Here is a 25,010-nt window from a genome sequence, read left to right as displayed (position 1 = left end):
AACCTGCGGGCCTGAAAACGCGACGGGGATATTGCGGTGAGAGTGCTGGACTGCGCCGTAATTGCGTAATTCCGGCATCATCCAGAAGGAAGGGCTGCAGATGGACGTGCAGTCGGTCTCGCTCCCGTCATTGCGAGCGCAGCGAAGCAATCCAGAATCCCTCGACGGAAAGACCCTGGATTGCTTCGTCGCAAGAGCTCGTCGCAATGACGAGGTGAGAGCATCCAACCCATCAAACAAAAACCCCGCGGCTCGCGCCGCGGGGTTTTGTCTTGTTTCGTTCACACCGCTCAGTGCGCCAGGATCGCCAGCAGCAGCAGGGCCACGATGTTGGTGATCTTGATCATCGGGTTCACCGCGGGACCCGCCGTGTCCTTGTAGGGATCGCCGACGGTGTCGCCTGTTACAGCGGACTTGTGGGCATCAGAGCCCTTGCCGCCGAAATGACCGTCCTCGATGTACTTCTTGGCGTTGTCCCAGGCGCCGCCGCCCGAGGTCATGGAGATCGCGACGAACAGACCCGTCACGATGACGCCGAGCAGCATGGCACCGACGGCGGAGAACGCCGCCGACTTGCCGGCCGCGCCGCCGCCCGCGATCGCGTAGATCAGGAAGTAGACGACGATCGGTGACAGCACCGGGAGCAGCGAGGGGATGATCATCTCCTTGATCGCCGCCTTTGTGAGCAGGTCGACCGCCCTGCCGTAATCCGGCTTGTCGGTGCCCTGCATGATGCCCGGCTTCTCGCGGAACTGGCGCCGGACCTCCTCGACGATCGCGCCCGCGGCACGCCCCACCGCGGTCATGCCCATCGCGCCGAACAGGTACGGCAGCAGGCCGCCGAACAGCAGGCCCACCACGACGTAGGGGTTGTTGAGCGAGAAGTCCGGAGCGACGCCGACGAAGTACGGGGTCTTGTTCGCGACGAAGAACTTGAGGTCTTCGTTGTAGGCCGCGAACAGCACGAGGGCACCGAGACCGGCGGAGCCGATCGCGTAGCCCTTCGTTACCGCCTTGGTGGTGTTGCCGACCGCGTCGAGCGCGTCGGTCGACTTGCGCACCTCCTTCGGCAGGCCCGCCATCTCGGCGATGCCGCCGGCGTTGTCCGTCACCGGGCCGAAGGCGTCGAGCGCGACGATCATGCCGGCCAGCGCCAGCATGGTGGCGGTCGCGATCGCGATGCCGAACAGGCCGGCGAGGCTGTAGGTGACCAGGATGCCGGCGATGATCACGATCGCGGGCAGCGCGGTCGCCTCCATCGAGACGGCAAGGCCCTGGATCACGTTGGTGCCGTGGCCGGTCACCGAGGCCTGGGCGATCGACTTCACCGGACGATAGTCGGTGCCGGTGTAGTATTCGGTGATCCAGATGATCAGCGCGGTGACGATGAGGCCGACCACGCCGCATTCGAACAGCGCCATGCCGGTATAGTTGACGCCGTCGAGCTTGCCGAAGCCGATCAGGCTGTAGATCACGCCGGCGATGCCGATCAGCGACAGGATGCCGGTTGCGATCAGGCCCTTGTAGAGCGCGCCCATGATCGACTGGCTCGGCCCGAGCTTGACGAAGAAGGTGCCGATGATCGAGGTGATGATGCAGATGCCGCCGATCGCGAGCGGCAGCGTCATCATGTTGGCGAGGATCGGCGTCTTGGCGAAGAAGATCGCAGCCAGCACCATTGTGGCGACCGCGGTCACCGCATAGGTCTCGAACAAGTCGGCGGCCATGCCGGCGCAGTCGCCGACATTGTCGCCGACGTTGTCGGCGATGGTGGCGGGGTTGCGCGGATCGTCCTCGGGGATGCCGGCTTCGACCTTGCCGACGAGGTCGCCGCCGACGTCCGCACCCTTGGTGAAGATGCCGCCGCCGAGACGGGCGAAGATCGAGATCAGCGAGGCGCCGAAGCCGAGCGCCACCATGGCGTCGATGACGGTACGGCTGTCAGGCGCAAGCTTCAGCGAATGCACCAGGAAGCCGAAGTAGAGCGTCACGCCGAGCAGTGCGAGACCTGCCACCAGCATGCCGGTGATCGCGCCGGCCTTGAAGGCGAGCTCCAGGCCGCCGGCGAGCGACGTCGTCGCGGCTTGCGCGGTGCGCACATTGGCGCGGACCGAGACGTTCATGCCGATGAAGCCGGCCGCCCCCGACAGGACGGCGCCGATCAGAAAGCCGATGGCGACGTAGATACCGAGGAAATAGACGAGCAAGAGGAAGATGACCACGCCGACGATGCCGATCGTCGTGTACTGGCGCCGCAGATACGCCTGTGCACCCTCAGCGACCGCTCCCGCGATCTCCTGCATGCGCGGCGACCCCGCATCCGCGCTTAACACCGAAGACGTCGCCCAAATCGCGTAGACGACGGAAAGCACTCCGCAGAGCACAATCAACCATAATGCTGTCATGTGATTTTTGCCTCAGATCCTTGATGTACCCCCGGCGCCTTTTGTTGTCCGTCGAGCGGTGCGGCGCCTTGATTTCGAACAAAGCCGCCCCTTGCCCAAAAGAGGCGGCCTTAGTCGGTCGCAAGCTTGCCAAAATCAAATTGAGGGTGCAACGCCGGATAACGCCGAAAACGCCGATCTCGGCAGGTATTTAGGCCAAGTGCTGAGAACTAAGATGCCGGTTTGGAGCAATTCCTAGAAGTGGCTGTAGGATAGCCGCCTCAAGACCAATTCCTGGCCCTGCCCGTCCAGGAAGCGCGGCCCCTGCTTGCCCGCGACAATCGTGCCGATCGCGGTGATGGCAAGGCCGGCCGCCCGCCCCGCGGCAATCAGCGCATCGCCCTGCGCCGGCGGGACGGTGCACAGCACCTCGTAATCGTCGCCCCCCGCAAGCAGCGTCTCGACGCCAACGACCTTGCGGGCGACCAGGCTTGCGGCCGCGGCCGAGAGCGGCAGGCTCGCCACGTCGACCGTGGCCGAGACCCCGGACGCTGCGCAGAGCTTGGTCAGATCGCCGGCGAGCCCGTCGGAGACGTCCATCGCTGCGGTCCCATGATCGCGCACGGCTTGCGCCAGCACGTTGCGCGGCTGCGGCACGCGATAGCGTGAGACCAGGGCTTCCCTTGCAGCGGGATCGGTCGCGAGCGCTGCCGCGGCGGCACCGCCCGTGAGCACGTTGAGGCCGAGCGCAGCGTCGCCGATCGTGCCGGTCACCAGGATGCGATCGCCTGGCCTTGCGCCGGTACGGCCGACCATCCGCCCCTGCGGCACCCGGCCAAAGGCGGTGATCGAGATCATCTGCGGGCCCGGCGTCGAGACCGTGTCGCCCCCGAGCAGCGGACAGGCGAATTCTCTCGAGTCCTCGCCCAGCGCGTCCGCAAAGGGCCGCAGCCAGGCATCCTCCCTGCTGCGCAGCGCCAGCGTCAGCACGAATCCGGCCGGCACCGCGCCCTTGGCGGCGAGATCGGACAGGTTCACCCGCAGCGCCTTGCGCGCGATGGTGTCAGGGGGATCGGTGGCAAGATAGTGCACGCCCTCGACCACGGCGTCGGTGGTGACGACAATGTCGTCGCCCGACGACGACAGCACCGCCGCGTCATCGACCAGCCCGAACGCGCCGGGATCGGTCGCCAGCGGCTTGAAATAGCGCGCGATGAGGGCGTCTTCGGGGGAGGCTTCCGGTGCGTTCGTCATCGGCACTAGCCCCAAACTCCACTGTCATCGCCCGGCTTGCCGCCTTCGCTAAAGCTTCGGCGCGCCTGGGACTGTAGGCCTCGTCGAAGCCTTGGCGTAGACGGGACCGGGCGATCCAGTACGCCGAGACCTCTGATATCAATAACCGCTGCCGCGGCGTACTGGATCACCCGCTTTCGCGGGTGATGACAGCGGAGTGTAGGTCTACCCCCGCCCGAACTCGTCGCCGCGAAACTGGCGGCCGATCTGGTCGAGCACGGCGTTGACCATGCCGGTCTCCTCGCGGTCGACGAAGGCGTTGGCGACGTCGACATATTCGGAGATGACGACGCGGCCCGGCACGTCCTTGCGGTGCTCCAGCTCATAGGCCCCTGCCCGCAGCACCGCGCGCAGGATCGCTTCGATCCGCTTCAACGGCCAGCCCTTCGACAGCGCCTCGTCGATCAGGGGATCGAGCTTCTTCTGGTCGCGCACGACGCCCGAGACGACGTCGCGGAAGAACGCCGCTTCCGCCGGCAGGTACGTGTCGCCCTCGACCTCGTTGCCCAGCCAATGGCTCTCGAACTCGGCAAAGATGTCGTTGATGCCGGCGCCGGCGATATCCATCTGATACAGCGCCTGGACGGCCGCGAGCCGCGCGGCACCGCGCCGGTTTGCCTTCTTCTCGTTAAGCCCTGCCGGCTTCTTGGTGGGATCAGCCATGGCTTCAGGCCCGCGCCATGCGGCGTTTGATGCGCAGCATCGCAAGCGCCGCACGCGCGGCATCGCCGCCCTTGTTGAGCTCGCTGGCGCGCGCCCGCGCCCAGGCCTGCGCCTCATTGTTGACGGTGAGGATGCCGTTGCCGAGCGGCAGCTTTCGCGCCACGGCAAGATCCATCAACGCGCGCGAGGATTCCTGCGACACGATCTCGAAATGGATGGTGTCGCCGCGGATCACGCAGCCGAGCGCGATTACCGCGTCATAGGGCTTGCCGTTCGCCGCCGCCGCGTCGATCGCGATGGCCACCGCCGCCGGAATCTCCAGCGCGCCGGGAACCGTGATGACGTCATGGGTCAGGCCCGCCGCCTTCAATTCGGTCACGGCGCCGTCCAGAAGCGCGTCCTGGAGATCGTCATAGAACCGCGCCTCGACAATCAGCGCGCGTGCGCCGGAAATGTCGGTCTGGTCCTTCAGGGGTGCGCGCCGCGCGTCTGCCATCGTTAAGATCCGTTCTAGAGGTTGGCGCGTTATGTAGTCGCCGCAGGCGGGTAAGCCAAGTTTTAAACTGCCATTTCCGTCAGCCGCGCCGCGTAGCGGGCCATCAGGTCGACCTCGATATTGACCTCGTCCCCCGCCTTCCAGCCGCCGATCGTCGTGACCGAGAGCGTGTGCGGGATGATCAACACCGAAAAGGTCACGTCCCTGACCGTATTGACCGTGAGCGAGACGCCATCGAGCGTGATCGAGCCCTTGGTGGCGATGAACCGCGCCAGCTCCCGCGTGGTCGAGAGCTCGAACCGCGCCATGTCAGGCAGATCCTCGCGGCTGACGAGGGTGGCAATACCGTCGGCATGACCGGCGACGATGTGCCCGCCGAGCTCGTCGCCGATCTTGAGCGCGCGCTCGAGGTTGAGCTTCGTTCCGAGCTTCCAGTGCTTTGCCGTGGTCAGCGCCAGCGTCTCGGCCGCTGCATCGACGTCATACCAGGTTTTGCCGCCTGCGACGCCGGAGGCAACCACGGTCAGGCAGACGCCGTTGCTGGCGATCGAGGCGCCGTCGGCGATGGTGGTCTGATCATAGCGGCAAGCGATGCGCAGCCGGTGCAATTGCCCTTGCGCCACAGGCGTGAAGCTGACGATCTCGCCGATATCGGTGACAATGCCGGTGAACATTACGCGCGCTCGTAGATGGTGAGAGTATCCTTGTCGAATGTTTCGCTAGCATGAACCTTGTAGGCCTGCGACTGCGTGATTTTCGACAGGGGCAATGCATCGAGCGCATCGACGCCGCCACTGCCGACCGCTTCCGCGCCGCGGAACAGCCAGATCTCGTCGGCGAGGTCGGCCGCGACGAACGAGGACGCAACCCGGCTGCCGCCCTCGACCATCAGGCGGGTGATCCCCTTCCCGGCCAGCGCATGCAGCACGGCCGGCAAATCGAGCCCGGAGGCAATTGCCGGCGGGATGCGGATCACCTGCGCGCCGGTCGCACCGAGACGTGTTGCCGCCGCGGCTTCCGCAAGCTCGGAGCCCAGCACCCAGAGCGGCGTCTCGCGCGCGGAGCCTATGAGCTTGCTTCCCCCGGGAATGCGCAGGCTCTGGTCGAGCACCACGCGCACCGGCGAGCGCGCCGCCATGCCCGGCAGGCGGCAGGTGAGAAGCGGATCGTCCGCCAGCACCGTTCCGATACCGACCAGGATCGCATCGCTCTGCGCGCGCAGCAGATGCACGCGACTGCGCGCCGCCTCCCCCGTGATCGCGACCGGCTTGCCGCCGGCGGCGCCGATCTTGCCGTCGGGCGAGACCGCCAGCTTCAGGATCACATGCGGGCGCTTGTCCCGGATGCGACGGAAATGCCCGGCATGGTCGAATGCGGCTTCCGCCGCGCACAGGCCCAAATCCACTGTGATGCCGGCAGCGCGCAGGCGCGCATGGCCCTGCCCCGCGACCTCCGGATTGGGATCCTCGATCGCCGCCACCACCCGCTTGATGCCGGCCGCGATCACGGCGTCGGCGCAAGGCGGCGACTTGCCGAAATGCGAGCAAGGTTCGAGCGTGACGTAGAGCGTGGCGCCGCGTGCGGCTTGACCTGCCCGCCGCAGGGCTTCGGGTTCGGCATGCGGACGTCCACCTGTCTGGGTCCAGCCGCGGCCGACGATGACACCGTCCTTGACGACGACGGCACCGACCGCCGGGTTCGGCCAGGTTCGCCCCTGCCCGCGGCGTCCGAGCGCCAGCGCAAGCTCCATGAAACGGCGATCGGCGTCCTTGGCCTCGCGGGCCTTCTGCGCGAACTGATCCTCCAGGATACGGAAGATCATTTGCGGATCGCGGCGAGCCGCGCTTCCTCCTCACCGGAGAGCTCGCCGAGCACGTCCGCGAAATCCTTGGCCTCGCGGAAATTACGGTAGACCGAGGCGAAACGCACATAGGCGACGTCGTCGAGCGTGCGCAGATGCTCCATCACGGTCTCGCCGATCACCTCGGAGGAGATCTCGGCCTCGCCTCCGGTCTCGAGCTCGCGCACGATGGTGGAGACCATCTTCTCCACCCGCTCCGGCTCGACCTGCCGCTTGCGCAAAGAGATCTGCACCGAGCGCATCAGCTTGTCGCGGTCGAACGGCACCCGGCGGCCGTTGCGCTTGATCACGGTGAGCTCGCGCAGCTGCACGCGCTCGAAGGTGGTGAAGCGGAAATTGCAGGCGACGCACACGCGCCGCCTGCGGATCACGGAAGAGTCCTCGGTCGGACGCGAGTCCTTTACCTGCGTATCGAGACTGTTGCAGTTCGGGCAGCGCATCCGTTGAACCCAGCCTTACTGATAGATCGGGAACCGATCGGTGAGCGCCTTGACCCGCTCCTTGATCGCGGCCTCGACCAGCGGCGCCTTGCCGTCGGAGGACTGCGCGATCGCGTTGAGGACCTCCGCGATCATGCCGCCGACCTGCTGGAATTCGGCGACGCCGAAGCCGCGGGTGGTCGCCGCCGGCGTGCCCAGACGAATACCGGAGGTGACGAACGGCGACTCGGGGTCGAACGGAATGCCGTTCTTGTTGCAGGTGATGGCGGCGCGAACCAGCGCCTTCTCCGAGGCGTTGCCCTTCAGGCCCTTCGGCCTGAGGTCGACGAGCATCAGATGGTTGTCGGTGCCGCCGGAGACGATGTCGAAGCCGTGGCTCTTCATCGCCTCGGCCAGCGCCTTGGCGTTCTCGACGACGTTCTTGGCGTAGACCTTGAAGTCCGGACGCAGCGCCTCGCCGAAGGCGACCGCCTTGGCCGCGATCACATGCATCAGGGGGCCGCCCTGCAGCCCCGGGAAGATCGCCGAGTTGAACTTCTTGGTCAGCGCCTCGTCATTCCACAGCATCAGGCCGCCGCGCGGACCGCGCAGCGATTTGTGCGTCGTCGTCGTGGTGATGTGGGCATGCGGCACCGGCGAGGCATGCACGCCGCCGGCGACGAGGCCCGCGAAGTGCGCCATGTCGACCAGCAGATACGCGCCGACGCTGTCCGCGATCTCGCGGAAGCGCTTGAAGTCCCAGGCACGCGAATAGGCCGAGCCGCCCGCGACGATCAGCTTCGGCTTGACCTCTTCGGCCTGCTTGGCGACCGCGTCCATGTCGATGATCTGGTCCTCGCGGCGCACGGTGTAGTGCGCGGCCTTGAACCACTTGCCGCTCATGTTGACGGGCGAGCCGTGGGTGAGATGGCCGCCGGCCGCAAGGTCGAGGCCCATGAAGGTGTCGCCGGGCTGCAGCAGCGCCAGGAACACCGCCTGGTTCATCTGGCTGCCGGAGTTCGGCTGCACGTTGGCGAATTTGGCGCCGAACAGCTTCTTGGCGCGGTCGATCGCGAGGTTCTCGGCGACGTCGACCCACTCACAACCGCCATAGTAGCGCGCGCCCGGATAACCCTCTGCATACTTGTTGGTCATCACCGAACCCTGCGCTTCCAGCACGGCCCGGCTGACGATGTTCTCGGAGGCAATCAGCTCGACCTCATGGCGCTGCCGGCCGAGCTCACCCTTGATGGCGGCTGCGATTTCCGGGTCGGCCTGCTCGAGCGAGGCAGTGAAAAACGAATCGGGCGCGGAGGCGGACGCTGTAGAGTTCTTGGCTGAGGTCATCTTGCGAATATCTCCACCGCCGCAGCCTTTTGGCGGGCTACGGGCGGGTCTGGTGTGGCGATCGGAAGCACGCGCGATCTACCACATCGCCCGCAACAGGCCAAGGGTTTGCGGGTCGGGCCTGATATTTATGCAAGATATGGTGGAGGGGGAGATTTTCGGCGATTGGGCCGGTTCGAGAGAAACGCCCCTCCGCCTCCCATTCGGTATAGGACCGCTTTGGACCTAACTCCTCATGCCGGCTGCAACAGGCGTCCCATCACAGCCCGGTATACCCCGCCTTCACAGGGTCCACGCTGCCGTCGAGCTGACGCAGATAGGTCAGGCCGCAGACCGTCAACCTGTGCGGGTCCTTCTCGCCCGCTTCCATCAGGGTGGTGAGGTAGTTCGTGACCTTGGCCCGTGCCTCCTCGCTGGCCGCGGCGGTGCGGTTGGCGAGCAGGTCATAGGTCTGCATGATGCGGTCGATGGCGGCTTCCATGGCACCCTCTGGTTCTTCCAAGTTTCGGGAGTCTTGATCAGGCAACCGCGCGGGCCTCGGCCTGCGCCTGGAACCGGGCGATCGCCTTGTTGGCGAGCCTGATCTTGTTGAATTCGCCCTGCTGGAGCAGCTTGATGATGATCCCGAGCAGGCGTTCGTCGGTCACGAGCGTATCGGCAATCGCGCCGGACCGGCGAAGGTAGTTCGCGGCGATGGCGTAGGCCTCGCTCACGAGTTCCACGTTCATCGCCTGCAGCCCGCGCTCGACCAGCATCGCCCTGTCTCCGATCCGAAGGAGATAAGCGCCAAGCCCGGAACTTGTTCCTCGGGTCACAAAATTTTCTTCGCATGTGCAAAATGCAAAACGCACCGGTCCGGGGCAACTCCGGGCCGGCGCGCTGGGGAAGTTGAGGCACGTTCGGGCGGCTTGCCGGTCTTGTTGCGGGCCGGCTTGGCCTTATCCCTTGGAAACTCAGAGCCGATACAGGATCTGGTCGGTCCAGAACCGCTCGAGGCGGTGCAGCGACTTGTTGAGGGTCGAGAATTCCTCGCCCGAGATGCCGCCGACCTGCTCCACCGTCTTGACGTGCTTCTGGTAGAGCGCATCGACGATGCGGCGAACTTCCTGGCCCTGCGGGGTCAGGCGGATGCGCACCGAGCGGCGATCGACGCGCGAGCGCTGATGATCGAGGAAGCCGAGCTCGACGAGCTTCTTCAGATTGTAGGAGACGTTGGAGCCGAGATAATAACCGCGCGTGCGCAGCTCGCCCGCGGTCAGCTCCTTGTCGCCGATGTTGTAGAGCAGGAGAGCCTGCACCGAGTTGATGTCCGCGCGGCCGCGGCGATCGAATTCGTCCTTGATCACGTCGAGGAGCCGGCGATGCAGCCGCTCCACCAGAGTCAAAGCTTCCAGATAGAGCGACTGCACCGAACCCTGCTGGCCGGAGACGCGCTCTGCGGTATCTGCCGCAGTTGCGACGGCTTTCATCATGACACTTCCCCTGTTGTCGTTTTTATCGACACTTATTCGACGAAACTTGTGTCCCGTCTGATAGGTGCAACTTAAGGGGCTCGTTTGAAGATCGGCTTAAATAAGAGAATAAAGAGATCATGAATTTAAGACAGTGAATTGCGGATTAAGCCTGTGCCACAAGCACTTTTCGCAACGCTCTGTTGACCTTCGCAAGGTCCTGTTCACCCTCCGTCCGCCCCGGTTGTCGCATTCCAGAACAGGCCCGCTCCGTTTCGAAACGGGCGCGTAACGGCTGTGGCGGAACCGGCTGGTCAACGAAAACTTACCGCAAATTTTAGGCAACCAGCGGTCAACCAAACCGGCACAACTCCGCAAGCTCCACTCTCGTGTCCCGGACAAGCGGAGCGCAGAGCCGGGACCCAGAAAGCGGCAGACGAGATCGCGGTGAAATGGGCCCCGGCTCTGCAGCGCACCGCTGACGTAGCGCTGCGCTGCGTCCGGGGCACGAGAGTATCTATGTATCGAAGGTGTCGGCTACGGCGGCCGCTCGCGCGCGGCCATCCAGGCGAGCGCGAGATAGGCTGCGAGCATGAAGGCTTCGACGCCGACGACGATCAGGCTGCCGCCGTAGATTCCCGGGAACATCAGCTCGATCACCGCCATCGAGACCACGGTCGTGAGCCACACCACGGCGCCCCAGGGCGTCGCCAGCCACAGGCCGACCGCGGCGACGAGCTCGATCACCGCGAAGTAGACGGTCGCGGCCTGCCAGGCCATCGACTGGTTCTCGAACGCCTCGTCCTCGCCGCCGACGAAGCCCGTCACCTGCGCCCAGTGATAGAGCCCCTTCAGGATCGAGAGCAGTGCCATCACCCGCAGGAACAGCACGAGGCGGCGCGTCCAGACATTGTCGTCGGATTCCGGGCGCTCCGACGAGATCGCGGCCACCGACATCGCACTGTCTCTGGCGCTGTCTCTGACGGCGTCCCTGGGGCTGCCGTCACGGGCCGCATCGCGGGTGGAGATCTCGGACATGGCCCCTTCTGGCTGCTTCGGCCCGCAAAATCAATCGGCTGCCATCACGTTGCGGCAGGTCAAGCCGCGGTGACGGGAACCATGCGAGCTGGTATAAGAATAATTCCAGCCGGAGGAAGAGTGATGGCGATCAAATACGGACGTCCGATCGAACTGCGCGAGGTTTCGCGCCGTGAGGGAGCGGCGGTGCCCCATGCCCTCGATCTGACCGTCCGCCCGCGCCGCAATCGCAAGGCCGAATGGGCCCGGCGGATGGTGCGCGAGAACGTGCTCACCACCGACGATCTGATCTGGCCGCTGTTCCTGATCGACGGCGACAACAAGCGCGAGCAGGTCGCCTCGATGCCCGGCGTCGAGCGCCTCAGTGTCGACCAGGCCGTGCGCGAGGCCGAGCGCGCCATGAAGCTCACCATTCCCTGCCTCGCGCTGTTTCCCTACACCGAGCCGTCCTTGCGCGACGAGGAAGGCTCGGAAGCCACCAATCCGAACAATCTGGTCTGCCAGGCGGTGCGCGCGATCAAGAAGGAGTTTCCGGAGATCGGCATCCTCTGCGACGTCGCGCTCGATCCCTTCACCAGCCACGGTCATGACGGCCTGATCTCGGACGGCAGGATCTTGAACGACGAGACGGTCGCCGTGCTGGTGCGTCAGGCGCTGGTGCAGGCCGAAGCCGGCTGCGACATCATCGCGCCCTCCGACATGATGGACGGCCGCGTCGCCGCGATCCGCGAAGGTCTGGACCGCACCGGCCTGCTCGACGTGCAGATCATGGCCTATGCGGCCAAATACGCCTCCGCCTTCTACGGCCCGTTCCGCGACGCCATCGGTTCGGCCAAGACGCTGACCGGCGACAAGCGCACCTATCAGATGGACAGCGCCAATACCGACGAGGCGCTGCGCGAGGTCGAGCTCGACATCACCGAGGGCGCCGACATGGTGATGGTGAAGCCCGGCATGCCCTATCTCGACGTGGTCCGCCGCGTGAAGGATACGTTCGCGATGCCGACCTTCGCCTACCAGGTCTCGGGCGAATACGCGATGATCGCGGCCGCCGCGAACAACGGCTGGCTCGACGGCGAGCGCGCCATGATGGAAAGCCTGCTCGCCTTCAAGCGCGCCGGCGCCGACGGCGTGCTGAGCTATTTTGCGCCGAAGGCGGCGGAGAAGCTGCGGTCGCAGGGGTAAGCTGGCGGGGCACCTTCACTGTCGTCCCTGCGTACGCAGGGACCCATACCGCGTGATCTAACTGTGATCCGCGGTATTCGTACCGGCGAAATCAACTAACGGTCTTCGCCAAACTCCTCCCTGTGGTTATGGATCCCGGATCTGCGCTTCGCTTGTCCGGGACGACACCGGTGTTTGCGGCACCAACATCGCGTCCTCCCCCGCCCCCGAATCGCCGGAATATTTCGGCTTGTTAATGCGCCTGCGCCCTTGGCAGGGGGAAAGCCTGTTCCCATGTCCTGCCTCGAGGGTTTTTCCCCTCTGTTTCCCCCTTGGGAGGACGGACATGTCGTACGAGACGGGCAATTCAGGCGCCTGGCGCAATGACGGCGGGGCGCAGCCGCACGCCTACGACCCCTATCTGCACCCGGAGTTGTTCCGCGGCGTTGCGACGCGGCGCGTGTTCGCCTTCCTGATCGACATGGTCGTGATCTCGGTGCCGGTGATCCTCGGCTACCTCTTCATCGCAGTGTTCGGCGTGGTCACGCTCGGCATCGGCTGGGCGCTGTTCTGGCTGGCCTGGCCGGCCTCCGTGATCTGGGCCATCGTCTATTACGGCGCCTGCATCGGTGGCCCCTCCTCCGCGACGATCGGCATGCGCCTGATGGATCTGGAGCTGCGCACCTGGTACGGCGCACCCGGCTATTTCGTGCTCGGCGCCACCCATGCCGTGCTGTTCTGGGTGACGGTCTCGTTCCTGTCGCCCTTCGTGGTGCTGCTCGGCCTGTTCAACGGCCGCCGGCGCCTGCTGCAGGATTTCGTGCTGGGAACGGTCGTGATCAACAATTCCGTCCGCGCGCCGGTGCCGCAGACGGCAAGGACGTGGTGATCAACGTCCTACTAACCGGAGTCCACTAAGCTGACTGCTGATCTGACCTGCCAAGCTGACCAATTGACCGGGGGCTTCCGTAGCGCGATGCTGATACTCACTTCGGAGGCCCACGACGTCCCTTGACCCAGCACTCGCGCGACACCCCCCAATTTTACCTTACGGCGCCGTCCCCCTGCCCGTATCTGCCGGGTCGGCATGAGCGCAAGGTGTTCACGCACCTCGTGGGGGAGCGTGCCGGTGACCTCAACGACCTCCTGACCCATGGCGGCTTCCGCCGCAGCCAGTCGATCGCCTATCGCCCGGCCTGCGACCAGTGCCGCGCCTGCGTCTCGGTCCGGGTCGTCGCCAACGAGTTCCGCCCCTCCCGCAACTTCCGCAAGGTGATGGCGCGCAATGCCGACATCATCGGCGAGCAGCGCAGCGCGGTGCCCACCTCCGAGCAATATTCGGTGTTCCGCGCCTATCTCGACGCGCGCCATCGCCATGGCGGCATGGCCGACATGACCGTGCTCGACTACGCCATGATGGTCGAGGACAGCCATGTCGAGACCCGCATCATCGAATACCGCAAGCGTGGCCCCGACAGCGGCATCACCGGCCGCGGCGAGGAGCTGATCGCGGTCGCGCTCACCGATGTGCTCAGCGACGGACTGTCGATGGTCTATTCGTTCTTCGAGCCGGGCCAGGTCAGCCGCTCGATGGGCACCTTCATGATCCTCGACCACATCGCCCGTGCCCGCCGGCAAGGGTTGCCTTACGTCTATCTCGGCTACTGGATCGAGGGCTCGAAGAAGATGGACTACAAGGCCCGCTTCCTGCCGCAGCAGCGCCTCGCGCCCTCGGGCTGGCTGCGCGTCGACGCACAGGGCGACGCGGCGTCCGAGCCGCAGGATTGACCCTCACGATTGCCCCGTCCGGCCTCGCGCCGGCTTTCAGCGCGCCAAGGCTACGACGGCCTCTGGGCCGACCGCCTTCGAACTGCCCTCGCGCCCGAGGATGAATTTGAGCGCAGAGATCCCGGGAAGGAAGAAATAGCCTCCCCCCAGCGTCTGCGTAAAAGCAGCCAGGGACACTTCCTCGCCGCTTGCCAATCCCGGCATGGAGAAGCTCCTGGTGGCAGCGGGCTTGCCGACGAGAGGGTCGTCCTGGTCGTTGAGGCAGACGAACCGGGGATTTCGCAACCAGCGCTGGTAGATGAACTCGAACTGCCGCTCGAGATCGGCGTTGCACGCGATGAAGAAGATGCCCTTGCGCGGCTTATCGTTCGCAACCTCCTCGCGATACGGTCGCCCCCGGCGCAGCAGCCGGTGCAGCTTGACCGACTTGATGCTCGCTTGCACGTCGATGCCCAGCGTATCCCTCGGATTGACCCGGCGGATATGGGCGCCTTTCGGACAGCCAAAGCCGTTCGCGTCGTCGACACGAAAGCGAAATGCATCGGCTTCCGAATCCGAAATCGGAACGCCGGGACTGCCTTGCCACGACAATGGCTTTCCATTCCTTCGACGGCCCATCATCTTCTCGCAGACAGCCTGGCCGTATACCGCTTCAAATTTCGCGAACGCGTCGACATCCTGCTCGATCTGGCGAACCGCGAGATAGGTCCCGTTCAGCGCGAAGCGGCCGCTCGTATAGGTGGCGTCGCCCGGCCATCGCTTGACGTTGGGGCAATAGGTCAGCTCGTCATATTCGTTGCGATAGCCCAGGATGAATTCGCCCGGAGCGACGACGCGATCCTCATACAGGATGCCGGCATCGTCCCTGACCTGCCTGCGTTCGGCGCCGCGCTCTTCCCTGAGTTCGCTGATCACGGGTTGCGCGAGGCCATCGCGAAAGCCAAAGGACTCGTACAATCTCTCTTCCTTGTCGCCCTCCTTTTGCTGGAAGGCGCAGGGATCGTTGTCGATCCTGACGACATCGAACACGTCAGGATCAGGATCCAGTTCGGCTGACTTCTCCGGCGCGCTCGCCATCTCGGCAGCGCTCCGTCGCTTTCTCCATTCGGCCACCAGGACATGCACGGGGCCGCCGGCACCGCTTTCAACATCGGACCAGCGCCAATCCCGCGGGCTGTCCCTCAACAGCAACGCGCGCAGGTCGCAGCCCATGCCGCTGCTGAACGGGGATGGGAACGGATGCGCAGCGGTCTCCTCGCATCCGAGCTTTGCCAGTCCCAAATAGCTGAAAGCGATCGCGACGGCATCGTCGACGGGGTGCTTCCTCGATTTCCTGACATCGGCGGCACTGACGACCAGTTTCTTGTCGACGAGCTCCGCGAGCCATGCCCGGGCATCGTCCTCGCGGCCCTCCTTGATCGTCAGCAGCCAGAAGCGGCTGGTCTTCAACCAGCCATAGCCGCTTCCGAGCATTCCCTGAATGTCCGCGAGCTGTTCGGAGAGATGCGAGGCCTTCATGTTTCGATCGCCCTCATGATGAAGTCGTCGTTCCTGTCGTTGCGCTCGCCGAACAGGGCGTCGCGCAGCCCGGTCGCGAGGTCGATCTCCTCGATCGTCGCGTTGCACGCGTCGAAGCGATACATGTGCGGAAGCATGCTGTCGCGGGCGTAGGACTTGAATTTCAACTCGCACTTCACACCGCGAAAAAGCACGAAACGCGTCGGCGGAAAATCGCGCGGCGCCTTGATGTCCGGTTGCCCGACCGCCGCCGATCCTCGCGGCCTCAGCGTCGTCCATCGCCAGGCCAACGTGGTCCCGATCGTCGCGCCGTTGATGAAATCGTCGAGGTAACCGCCGAAATTGCCGTCATAGTTCGAGCAGAATAGAAAGCGCCGACCGTCTTCGATAATGTGCCAGTGGCCAAAATGGATACCCGGTGCATCACCGAGCCGCCCCTCGGTGAAGAACACCCGCCCAAAGAACGTCACGACGCGCAGGGACACGCGGATCCACCAGGCGCTCCAGCCGTTCGGGCTGCGGATATCGGTCAGGCTGACCATGTGCGCGGTCCCACCGGCCAACAGCGCTTCGCACTGGTCGATTGACGGATGAACCTGCTGGGCCCGGGCGACATCGTCTTCGTAGGGATGAAAGAACCACTTGCTCAAGGTCGCAAACCGGCGATTGATCCAGGAGAAAAAGGTCCCGATGCAGAGCAGCGCCGCGATCGCGAGCACGCCGAAGAGGGCGAGCTCCCACCCCGGAACCCGCGCAGTCAAAGCCTCGATCCCTTCCATGATCGGCTTCGGATAGAAGACGAAGACCACCGCGCACACCAAAATGGCGAGGAGCAACGGCACGACCACGATCCAGCCGACAACACGGGTGGAGAATGACGACCACGTCTCGGTCGGCCGTTCGAGCTCGCGGCGGACGCTGTCCACCCAGCGCCGCCAGGGCGCGAACAGCGCCGGCAGCGCGACCAGGAGCAGCCATCCCAGGAACAGGAGCCCGACAAAGGCGAGCAGTGCCCTGATGCTCGCCCACACGATCCACATGCTCACACTGCTGATGACGTCCACCACGGACTGTACCGGGGGATAGGATGCGCCGACGAACCAGGTGATGGCGCGGAACAACCCGCTCGGCAGTGCGCCCAGGAGCCAGACCAGGGCCAGCCACAAGCCGAAGACCACGAGCCCATAGCCTACTTTTGCGGAGAGGCTCGCACCCTTCCCGCGCCAATAGGACCGCGGTGCAGGCTGCATCGCCCAGTCGAAGCGCGGGTCCTGAAATGCCCGCTGCGCCAGCGCAAGCGCGAACGATGCACGATCATCGCCGTACATGGCTCTCAATTTGCGTCCCTCGTCCCGGGTCCATATCAGGAGATCGCGCTCCTTCCTGATCTGCCGGGCCGTTCTGTCGCGAGGACCGACGAAGCCGCCATCGGCGAGACTGAGCCACCCGACCAGCTTGTCGAACAATTGCCCGTTGCGCGCGCTCACCAGCGGAGGCCCGCCGCCGGGCCAGTAGGAGTTGAAGAGCGACCACATCGCGCCGCTGGGATGATGGACCAGCCTGTACAGCATGTCCTTGGGATCGATGCCTTCCTCGACGGCAAGCTCGAGCATCAGCGACGGCGCCTGCTCCTCTGCGTCCGTGCGCGCCGGCAACAGCGCGATGGACGCGAACTGAATGACCGCAACATCCTGAAGAAGTGCATTCAGCGCGGACTGCATGTCTCCCGAGTCCGAAAAATCCACCGCGCCGCGCCAGCCTGGCGCAATGATGCAGATCATCTGCTGCCGGACCATTTCGAGCATGGACTGTCCTCCCCCCGATCCGTCAGACGAAGTTCACGCGCATGCGGGACATCAGTGGGCCGTCGTAGGCGATGGCCTTGCCCTCGCCCCGCGTCAGTCGCAGCTCGGGCAGGATCAGCAGACCGATCAGCGCGCTGGTCAGGATCTCGACCGCGTAATCCTTGGCGGGACATTGGCGGGTGCCGTATCCGAACATCAGCCAGCGCAAATCCTGGTGCGGCCCCCAATTGCGGGCGGGACAGAACTGACCGCTCTTTTTGACCACCTTGGAATCGAACAGGGCGGCGATCGACCAGATCGCCATCTTGCCGCCGGCGGAGCACGGCGCATTGTGCCGCGCGCCGGTCTCGAATTCCGTATCGCGCGGCACGTCGCGCGCGAGCAGCGGAAAGATCGGCCGAAAGCGCATGAGCTCGAGCATGTGCTCGCGCACCAGATCGCGGAACTTGACGTCCTGCCAAACGCCGGCCGGCCCGAGCCGCTGGGCTTCCGCCCGCAGGGTCCGGTGAACCTTGGAGCGCCTGAGCAACTCCTGCACGGCCAGCGCCCCCGACTGCACCGTGACCGGATGCGAAATCCAGGCAAGACCGGCGGCATTCCGCGTGATGGCGCTGGCAGAACTCTGGACACCCCAAGCCTGTTCGATGTCGCGGCCCACGGCGGCGATACGTGCACGCAACGCATCCGAGCAGAGCTCTGCCCGTCGCTGGACCCTCAGCGTCGCAGTGCTTCCGGCAAGGAGCTGGCCTGCGACATACCTGATTTCCAGGAGATATTGCCGTTGGAGCCCGGGGTCGTTGACGTTGCCATGCGCGCCCGCCACCACCTTGCCCGTTGCCGCCCCGAACAGCGGATCCATCGCTCGAAACACGATCCACATCAGGTAGTCGTCAATGAGGTCGAACGACTTGTTCGTCCCGAGCTGCCCAAGCTGCTGGACGCGTCGCTGAACCTCCTGATCGGCCGCGGCCGGCAGGCTTGCAGCCAGCAAAGCCAGCCGGGCATCCAGCAGACGCCTGTCGTCGTGGTAGGTCGGACCCGGATCCATGCCAATCATGTAATCGCCGGCGGCCAGATTGGCCGCATGGGCAGAGTTCGAGAAACTCTGCGGCCTGGTCAGCACACCCTTGACCGCACTGGCGCGCGCCGCCATGCCGAACCAGCCGCCCGCGAACGGCCAAAGCCGAAGCACGGCACCAAGGGCGCGCAATGCCCCCGGATGGCGATTGGCCCAACAGAAGATCCCATAGGAGAGGCTGCGGAGCCCCGGCGGCATTGCATCGGGAGTGCCAGCTGAGATTTTCATGCTGCGTGCCAATCCTTACGCCGATCTGCAAGGGCCGCGGCGGCCCGTTTCCGGTAGTGAGGCATGCCCAGACGCTCCGCCGCCTCGGCGGTTCGCTTGAAATGCGCTTCGGCCCCGGCCTGATCACCGGCATGCCGCAACGTTTCGGCGAGCTCGTACAGGGCTTCGGTCTGGTGTCCGTATTCTTCAGCGGCCTGCTCGACCGCCTTGCGTCCGACAGCAACCGCATCGTCCAGTCGTCCGAGCTTGCGATAGGCGACACCCAGGCTCACACGCATGAACGTCCTGCCATAGGGGCCGGCCGCCTCGTAGATGCGATCGGCGAACCCCTTCTCCAACATGGGCACCGCTTCGGCAGCCTTGCCGTTGCGCGCCAGCGCGCTGCCGAGAACGCCGGTGCACACGGAGAGCATGGTCGGCACGTTGTGCGTCATGCATTGCTGCACACCCGTGCGCATCAAGGCCTCGGCACGGTCGAGCTCCTCGCGTTCGACCCAGATCTGCGATTGGACGGTGTCGATCAACAGACGGGAATATGGGTGATCGATGTTCGATAGAATCTCATAGCTCTTGGCGCAGAAATCGTCCGCGGCGCCGCCATCCCCGAGGCGCCACAGCGTGCTGGCATGAAATGCGTACAGGTTGATGATCGGAATCGCGGCCCAGCCGGGCTGGACATAGTGCGCCGACAATTCCGGTTCGTAGTCCGACAGCAGGATGCGACCTTCGGCCGCCGCGTCCGCGTACCGCCCGAGCGCGTGCAGATGCATGAGGCGGGTCTGATGCGCCGCCATCATCATGTGACGACGCTGTGCAAGGCGAGCCGCTTCCAGTCCCTGCGAAGCGTAGCGCAGACCTTGCTCGAAACGTCCGCGCATCCACAGAAACACGGCCGTCTCGGTCGAAACCGCCGCCCTTGCGCGCTGATCGTTCAGTTGCACGGCGATGGCTTCAGCCCGCTCCATGTTGTCGAAGATCTCGTCGATCTGCCCGAGAGCCAGCATTGCGCCAATGGCCTCCAGCCGAAGCGCGAGCTCCAGGGTCTGGGCGGTCGTCGCGCCCTCGACGCGCCGTGCCGCCTGGATGCCCTTCTCCAGCAGTTGGACGGCCTCCTGATTGGCCGAGCGCGAGATGGCACGAGCCATCGACTTGACGGCGAATCTTGCCGCCTGCTCCCATTCCTCGCCCCCGAAGGCATGATGCGCCAGTGCCGGCGCGGCGTCGACATCGGTGGCCCCGGGCTGGGCGTGCAGCGCCAGGAAGGCCTGGCGATGCAGCGCCTTGAGCCTGGCGCGCGTGAGCACGCCGAGCACGACGTCGCGGACCAGCGCATGGCGGAATGCGAAGGCATGCGACTCGTGCGAGCCCCTCGCCTGATCCGGACTCGTCAGCAATCCAGACGCGACACAAAGACCCAGCAATTCCTCGGCGCGTTCGAGGTCCACGGCCTGCATCGCGGCAACCAGGTCGCGCGTGATGGGATCCCCAAGGATGGCCGCAGCCTCGAGCGCCGACTTCGCCGCCTCGGGCAGCCTGTCGACCCGCGCGCCGATCACCGCCGCGATGGAGCCCGGCACGCGCAGCTCTCCGAAAGGCCTCTGCAAACGGTAGGCGCCCGGGGTCCCTTCCAGCGACCCGTCATCAATCAGCGTGAAGACCAGTTGCTCCAGGAAGAAGGGATTGCCGTCGGCGCGCGCGACCAGTTCGGTCGTGATGCCCAGCACGGACGGATCATCGCCGAGACAGGCGCGCGCGAGCCGGAGCATTTCTCCATCGCCCAGTGGCTCGATGAAGCGCTCCGCGAACCAGGACGCCCGTCGCCACTGATGCTCGAAATCCGGACGATAGGTGACGCAAATCAGGACCGGCAGCGCCTGAAGTTTGGGAAGCAGGCCCTCGAACAACCGCCGGCTCTCGCGATCGGCCAGGAAGACGTCCTCGAGCACGAGCACGAAGGCGCCGGACCGCACGCGCCTGCGCACGAGCCAGAGCAACGCCTCGCCGATCCGGCGCCGTCGTTGCGCCGGGTTCAGCGCCAGCCAGGCCTCATCCGGCGCCGCAAGTCCCAAGAGATCATTGACCGCCGCCAGATGCTCGGTGCCGTCATCGGGCCATTCCGCAATCAACGCCTGCTTGGCGGAATGCCGAATGTCCGCAGCACTGGTTTGCGGAAGCCCGACCAAACTTGCGGTCAGATCGGTGGCGGTGCTGTAGGCACGCGTGCTCGCATACCCTCTCGCCTGTGAAAAGCAGACTTCCGTCCCCTCTCGTGCGAGGCTGTCCATCCAGTCGACGATCAGGCGCGACTTGCCGATCCCGGCATCGCCGCACAACCCGATCGCTCGCATTCCGGCCTTTTGAACAGTCTCCAGGGTCCCTTCCAGGATCCTCAACGTGTCTTCGCGTCCGATCAGAGGTGCCCAGCGCGGCTTCCGCGTCAACGGCGCGGCCGCCGAACTCTCGGTCTCGACCACGACTTCATGCACTTCGATCGGATCATCCAGTCCGCGCACGATCCGCACGCCGGCCGTACGCGTGTCGATCTGCTGCGCGACCAGCCGCTGCGTCGCGGCGCTGATCAGGATGCCGCCGGGCGGCGCCATCTTTTCAAGCCGCGAGGCGAGATGGATCGTCTTTCCGTCCGCGCCGTAATGGGACCACCGGTATTGCCCGACGATACCGACCAGCACCTCGCCCGAATTGATACCGATGCGCAGCGTCGGGCTGACAACGCCTCCCACGTCATGGCCTGGGATCGATGCTCTCTGCATCTTGAGGGCGGCAAGGCACGCCCGCAGGGCGTGGTCTTCCTGCGCCACGGGCGCGCCGAACAAGGCGACGAGGCCATCGCCGAGCAACTGGCTCACCGTGCCGCCATAGGTCTCGACCGCCTCAGCCAACCGGTCCAGTGCCCTGCCGAGATAGGCGCGGGCTTCCTCGGGGTCGACATGCTGCAACAGGGAGGTCGAATTGCAGACATCGACGAACAGCACGCTGACCTGCTTGTTTTCAGTCAGCATCTGCGAGCGAACGGGAAGATGATGGTGCAGCTGGACGACGTGCGCGTCGCGGTCCGGGGCGCCCGGCTCGTCCGCGTTACGATTGAGACTCGCGCCACATTGAGAGCAGAAGCGATGCTCGCGGGAAATACGGGCTGAACAAGCGGGGCACCTGGTCACGGCAGCACACACTCATCAATGACTTGAACGAAATTACCAACGCGTTCTGGCTTGAACACCGCCCCTTCGAGGCGTGAACCCGCTCAGCAGAAAAACAAGCTGTCGATCAATCCAAACGATCAAACCAAAAATTTCGTGCGCCAACCATATTCGCGCACAACCGATAGATGAGCCCGGAGAATTGCAGTGGCCGCTCTTGGTCCGGCGCAGGACCCGCCGATCATCCCGCCGGAAGCAAAATCAATGCTGAAACAGGGGTTATTATTGTACGCCCGGTCAGCAATTGCAACTAGTATACGCGCGCCGCACAAATTGAAAAGTGACAGTTTGCCAAATCGAGTTCCGACGCCAGGCTTTGCAACCCCTGCGCGCGAAACGGAAGCAACGTCGCCAGCCAACACATCTAACCGGGCAGACGCTCGCTTTCGCAAAGGTCATGCTCGCTGCCTGATCGGGGGCCGTCCGAGCAGGGCCCACTTGAACAGGCCGGACAGATCGCCGCCGCCCTCACCCGAACAGCGTATCCACCAGCAGCTTCACGTTCAAAATCACGATGATGCCCGCGACGATCCACGCGATCGCCGCGACATATCCCGGAATCGCGAACTGGCCCATCTTGCGGCGGTCGGAGACGAAGCGGACCAGCGGGATCACCGCGAAGGGCAGCTGCATCGACAGCACGACCTGGCTGAACACCAACAGATCCGCCGTGCCGCGCTCGCCATAGATCGCCGTAACAACGATCACCGGAACGATGGCGATGCCGCGCGTGAGCAGGCGGCGCGCCCAGCTCGGCAGGCGCAGATCGAGAAAGCCCTCCATCACGATCTGGCCGGCGAGCGTCGCCGTCACCGTCGAGTTGAGGCCGGAGGCGAGCAGCGCCACCGCGAACAGCGTCGAGGCGATGCCGAGGCCGAGCAGCGGCGACAGCAGCTCGAAGGCCTGGCCGATCTCGGCGACGTCGGAGTGGCCGCTCTTGTGGAAGGTTGCGGCTGCGACCACCAGGATCGCGGCATTGATGAACAGCGCCAGCATCAGGGCGATGGTCGAGTCCGTCGTCGCCCATTTGATCGCCTCGCGCCGTCCGGTGTCGTTGCGCTCATAGGCGCGCGTCTGCACGATCGAGGAATGCAAATAGAGATTATGCGGCATCACCGTCGCGCCAATGATGCCGATCGCGATGTAGAGCATCTCGGGGTTGGTGAAGATCTCGCTCTTCGGCATGAAGCCGTGCAGGACCTCCGCCACCGGCGGCGCCGCAGCCACGATCTGGACCCCGAAGCAGACCGCGATCACCGCCAGCAGCGCGATGACGAAGGCTTCGAGGAAACGGAAGCCGCGGTTCATCAGGAGCAGCAGCAGGAAGGCGTCGAGCGCTGCGAGCAGCGCGCCGCCGATCAGGGGAATGCCGAACAGGAGTTTGAGCGCGATCGCCGTGCCGATGACCTCAGCGAGATCGCAGGCGATGATCGCCGCCTCGCAGGCCAGCCAGAGCAGGAAATTCACCGCCGGCGAATAGGTGGCGCGGCAGGCCTGCGCAAGGTCGCGGTCGGTGACGATGCCGAGCCGTGCCGCCAGCGACTGCAGCAGGATCGCCATCAAATTCGAAAGCAGGATGACGGACAGCAGCGTGTAGCCGAACTTCGAGCCACCGGCGAGGTCGGTCGCCCAATTGCCGGGGTCCATGTAGCCGACTGAGACCAGATAGCCTGGGCCGACGAAAGCGAGCAGCCGGCGCCACCAGCGGCCAGCGACCGGAACGGCGACCGTGGCGTTGACCTCGGCGAGACTTTTGGTGACGGGCGCATCAGCGCGCCAGCCGGCGGCGTCGGGACTCAAATCAGGCGATCGGGCATCCATGGAACGAGAATACCGAAATCGAACCTTATTGCAACTCATTTGCAACTGCATCTAGCGGCATGGGTTCCCATTCTTGCCGTTTTTCCCGCCGTGTCGGGAAGCGGGTGGGTTTGGCGGCCCTCGGAGCCGGATACTGGCGCCAAGCCGACTTTGCAGGAAATGAGCCATGTCAAACCCGCCTCGCCTTCCCGACACCTTTAGCCGCCTCGCCTGGTCCAACCTCGCGGCGCAGTCGGCCGAGCAGATCGCATTGGCCGCCGCTCCCATCGTCGCCGTGCTCACGCTCGGGGTCGCGGAAGGCCAGACCGGCCTGTTGCAGACCGCGCTGACCCTGCCCTTCGTGCTGTTCGCGATTCCTGCCGGCCTGCTCGCCGACCGGATCTCACGCCGCTCGCTGATGGCCGGGGCCGAGGCGCTGCGGGCCGCGGCCCTCGGGACAATCGTGCTGCTGCTCGCGCTCGGCGCCCTCAATCTGCCGCTGCTGGCCCTGCTCGGCTTCGCAGCCGTGTGCGGCACCGTCGTCTATAGCGTGGCCGCGCCGGCACTGGTGCCCTCCTTGGTCAGCTCCGACCTCCTGCCGGCGGCGAATGCCCGCATCGAGCTGGCGCGTACCGTCGCCTTTGCCAGCGGACCCGCCCTCGGCGGCGCGCTGGTGGGATGGTGGGGCGCCAGCCCGGCCTTCGGCTTTGCCGCGGCGCTCTCGGCCATAGCCGTCGTGCTGCTCTCGGGCATCTTTGAACCCGCGCGCGCCCCCGCCCCGCGGCGCCATCCGCTCCAGGACATCCGCGAAGGCGCGGCGTTCGTATTCCATCATCCGCTGCTGCGGCCGGTGTTCATCACCCAGTTCATCTTCAACACCGGCTGGTTCCTGCAGATCGCGGTGTTCGTCCCCTATGCCGTGCGCCATCTCGGCCTCACCGCCGCCGGAATCGGCACGGTGCTGACCATGTACGGCGTCGGCATGGTGATCGGCGCCCTGTTCGCAACGCGCGTGATGCAGCGCGTCGCGTTCGGCACCGTCGTCGGCCTCGGCCCGGTCACGGGTTTCGTTGCAGCTGTGGTGATGGCGCTGACGGTGCTGGTCCCCTCGCCCTGGCTCGCGGCGTTGAGCTTCTTCCTGCTCGGCGTCGGGCCGATCCTGTGGGTGATCTCGACCACGACGCTACGCCAGTCGGTGACGCCGCCGCGCCTCTTGGGCCGCGTCTCCGCCATCAACATCATGAGCTACGGCGCCCGCCCGCTCGGCTCGGCGCTGGGCGCGATCGTCGGCGGCCTCTGGAGCGCGGAAGCCTGCCTCTATCTCGCGGCCGCCGTGTTCGGCGTGCAGGCGCTGGTGATCTGGCTGTCGCCGGCCGTGGCGCTGGAACGGCAGCCGGACATGGTGGGGGATGAGGTGGCGGTGCGGTGCTAGTTACGCCGCGGAATATCCTGTGACTTT

At 65.2% G+C, this 25,010-nt stretch carries 21 protein-coding genes; 4 read left to right on the top strand and 17 right to left on the bottom strand.

The annotated features are described in order from the left end of the window. Positions 1-290 precede the first annotated feature (290 nt). The 12 genes from AABA84_RS13050 to AABA84_RS12995 all read right to left on the bottom strand — a co-directional run bounded on the left by AABA84_RS13050 (position 291) and on the right by AABA84_RS12995 (position 10,952). A complete protein-coding gene (locus tag AABA84_RS13050; RefSeq protein WP_212244873.1) occupies positions 291-2,405 on the bottom strand; it encodes a sodium-translocating pyrophosphatase in 2,115 nt (704 codons plus the stop codon). 234 nt (positions 2,406-2,639) lie between these two features. Then, positions 2,640-3,638 (bottom strand): thiamine-phosphate kinase, encoded by a 999-nt coding sequence (gene thiL, locus AABA84_RS13045; protein ID WP_338312239.1) that lies wholly within the window; start codon positions 3,636-3,638, stop codon positions 2,640-2,642. Between the two features lie 204 nt (positions 3,639-3,842). Further along, complete coding sequence (gene nusB / locus AABA84_RS13040) at positions 3,843-4,340, bottom strand: transcription antitermination factor NusB (RefSeq protein WP_212244877.1); 498 nt, start codon at positions 4,338-4,340, stop codon at positions 3,843-3,845. Positions 4,341-4,344: 4 nt separating this feature from the next. Continuing rightward, positions 4,345-4,836, bottom strand: coding sequence for a 6,7-dimethyl-8-ribityllumazine synthase (gene ribH / locus AABA84_RS13035; protein WP_028144410.1), 492 nt, complete (start codon positions 4,834-4,836; stop codon positions 4,345-4,347). Between the two features lie 62 nt (positions 4,837-4,898). Further along, complete coding sequence (locus tag AABA84_RS13030) at positions 4,899-5,510, bottom strand: riboflavin synthase (protein WP_212244879.1); 612 nt, start codon at positions 5,508-5,510, stop codon at positions 4,899-4,901. After that, positions 5,510-6,658 (bottom strand): bifunctional diaminohydroxyphosphoribosylaminopyrimidine deaminase/5-amino-6-(5-phosphoribosylamino)uracil reductase RibD, encoded by a 1,149-nt coding sequence (gene ribD, locus AABA84_RS13025; RefSeq protein ID WP_212244881.1) that lies wholly within the window; start codon positions 6,656-6,658, stop codon positions 5,510-5,512. Before ribD ends, AABA84_RS13030 begins: the two co-directional genes overlap by 1 nt. Further along, positions 6,655-7,137 (bottom strand): transcriptional regulator NrdR, encoded by a 483-nt coding sequence (nrdR, locus tag AABA84_RS13020; protein ID WP_011087793.1) that lies wholly within the window; start codon positions 7,135-7,137, stop codon positions 6,655-6,657. Before nrdR ends, ribD begins: the two co-directional genes overlap by 4 nt. A 15-nt stretch (positions 7,138-7,152) precedes the next feature. After that, positions 7,153-8,463 (bottom strand): serine hydroxymethyltransferase, encoded by a 1,311-nt coding sequence (glyA, locus tag AABA84_RS13015; RefSeq protein ID WP_097663235.1) that lies wholly within the window; start codon positions 8,461-8,463, stop codon positions 7,153-7,155. Between the two features lie 259 nt (positions 8,464-8,722). Then, the gene (locus AABA84_RS13010; protein ID WP_028144414.1) at positions 8,723-8,944 is read right to left on the bottom strand and encodes a hypothetical protein; all 222 of its coding nucleotides are present in this window, start codon (positions 8,942-8,944) and stop codon (positions 8,723-8,725) included. 37 nt (positions 8,945-8,981) lie between these two features. Beyond that, positions 8,982-9,218, bottom strand: coding sequence for a hypothetical protein (locus tag AABA84_RS13005; protein ID WP_212244890.1), 237 nt, complete (start codon positions 9,216-9,218; stop codon positions 8,982-8,984). A 198-nt stretch (positions 9,219-9,416) separates the two neighbouring features. Further along, positions 9,417-9,935 carry a transcriptional regulator LdtR gene (gene ldtR, locus AABA84_RS13000; RefSeq protein ID WP_018320040.1) on the bottom strand — a complete coding sequence of 173 codons (519 nt, stop codon included), beginning with the start codon at positions 9,933-9,935 and terminating at the stop codon, positions 9,417-9,419. A 516-nt stretch (positions 9,936-10,451) separates the two neighbouring features. Beyond that, on the bottom strand, positions 10,452-10,952 hold the full coding sequence (locus AABA84_RS12995; RefSeq protein ID WP_212244892.1) for a DUF6163 family protein: 501 nt from the start codon (positions 10,950-10,952) through the stop codon (positions 10,452-10,454). Positions 10,953-11,075: 123 nt separating this feature from the next. Here AABA84_RS12995 and hemB point away from each other — a divergent pair, with 123 nt between their 5' ends. From hemB to AABA84_RS12980, 3 genes are all read left to right on the top strand, one after another. Continuing rightward, entirely contained in the window at positions 11,076-12,137 is a 1,062-nt protein-coding gene (gene hemB, locus AABA84_RS12990; protein WP_212244894.1) for a porphobilinogen synthase, read from the top strand. A gap of 325 nt (positions 12,138-12,462) precedes the next feature. Further along, positions 12,463-13,005, top strand: a complete 543-nt coding sequence (locus AABA84_RS12985) for an RDD family protein (RefSeq protein ID WP_338307862.1) — start codon at positions 12,463-12,465, stop codon at positions 13,003-13,005. Between the two features lie 122 nt (positions 13,006-13,127). Next, the gene (locus AABA84_RS12980; RefSeq protein ID WP_091965174.1) at positions 13,128-13,904 is read left to right on the top strand and encodes an arginyltransferase; all 777 of its coding nucleotides are present in this window, start codon (positions 13,128-13,130) and stop codon (positions 13,902-13,904) included. Between the two features lie 36 nt (positions 13,905-13,940). On the opposite strand, the gene AABA84_RS12975 is transcribed toward AABA84_RS12980, so the two are convergent. From AABA84_RS12975 to AABA84_RS12955, 5 genes are all read right to left on the bottom strand, one after another. After that, positions 13,941-15,530, bottom strand: a complete 1,590-nt coding sequence (locus AABA84_RS12975) for a Dyp-type peroxidase (RefSeq protein ID WP_338312238.1) — start codon at positions 15,528-15,530, stop codon at positions 13,941-13,943. Continuing rightward, complete coding sequence (locus AABA84_RS12970; protein ID WP_338312237.1) at positions 15,419-17,227, bottom strand: hypothetical protein; 1,809 nt, start codon at positions 17,225-17,227, stop codon at positions 15,419-15,421. The genes AABA84_RS12975 and AABA84_RS12970 overlap by 112 nt, the downstream gene beginning before the upstream one ends. A gap of 22 nt (positions 17,228-17,249) precedes the next feature. Beyond that, positions 17,250-18,380, bottom strand: a complete 1,131-nt coding sequence (locus AABA84_RS12965) for a cytochrome P450 (protein WP_338312236.1) — start codon at positions 18,378-18,380, stop codon at positions 17,250-17,252. Positions 18,381-18,529: 149 nt separating this feature from the next. After that, positions 18,530-21,553 (bottom strand): adenylate/guanylate cyclase domain-containing protein, encoded by a 3,024-nt coding sequence (locus tag AABA84_RS12960; protein WP_246549997.1) that lies wholly within the window; start codon positions 21,551-21,553, stop codon positions 18,530-18,532. A gap of 666 nt (positions 21,554-22,219) precedes the next feature. After that, positions 22,220-23,572 carry an Nramp family divalent metal transporter gene (locus AABA84_RS12955; protein WP_212244906.1) on the bottom strand — a complete coding sequence of 451 codons (1,353 nt, stop codon included), beginning with the start codon at positions 23,570-23,572 and terminating at the stop codon, positions 22,220-22,222. Between the two features lie 166 nt (positions 23,573-23,738). On the opposite strand from AABA84_RS12955, the gene AABA84_RS12950 reads away from it, so the two are divergent. Beyond that, the gene (locus AABA84_RS12950; protein ID WP_338307853.1) at positions 23,739-24,983 is read left to right on the top strand and encodes an MFS transporter; all 1,245 of its coding nucleotides are present in this window, start codon (positions 23,739-23,741) and stop codon (positions 24,981-24,983) included. Positions 24,984-25,010 lie beyond the last annotated feature (27 nt).

This window comes from Bradyrhizobium sp. TM239 (assembly GCF_036247985.1).
In the GTDB taxonomy this organism is placed as follows: Bacteria; Pseudomonadota; Alphaproteobacteria; order Rhizobiales; family Xanthobacteraceae; genus Bradyrhizobium; species Bradyrhizobium ottawaense.
This window is presented reverse-complemented; position numbering and strand designations above follow the sequence as displayed.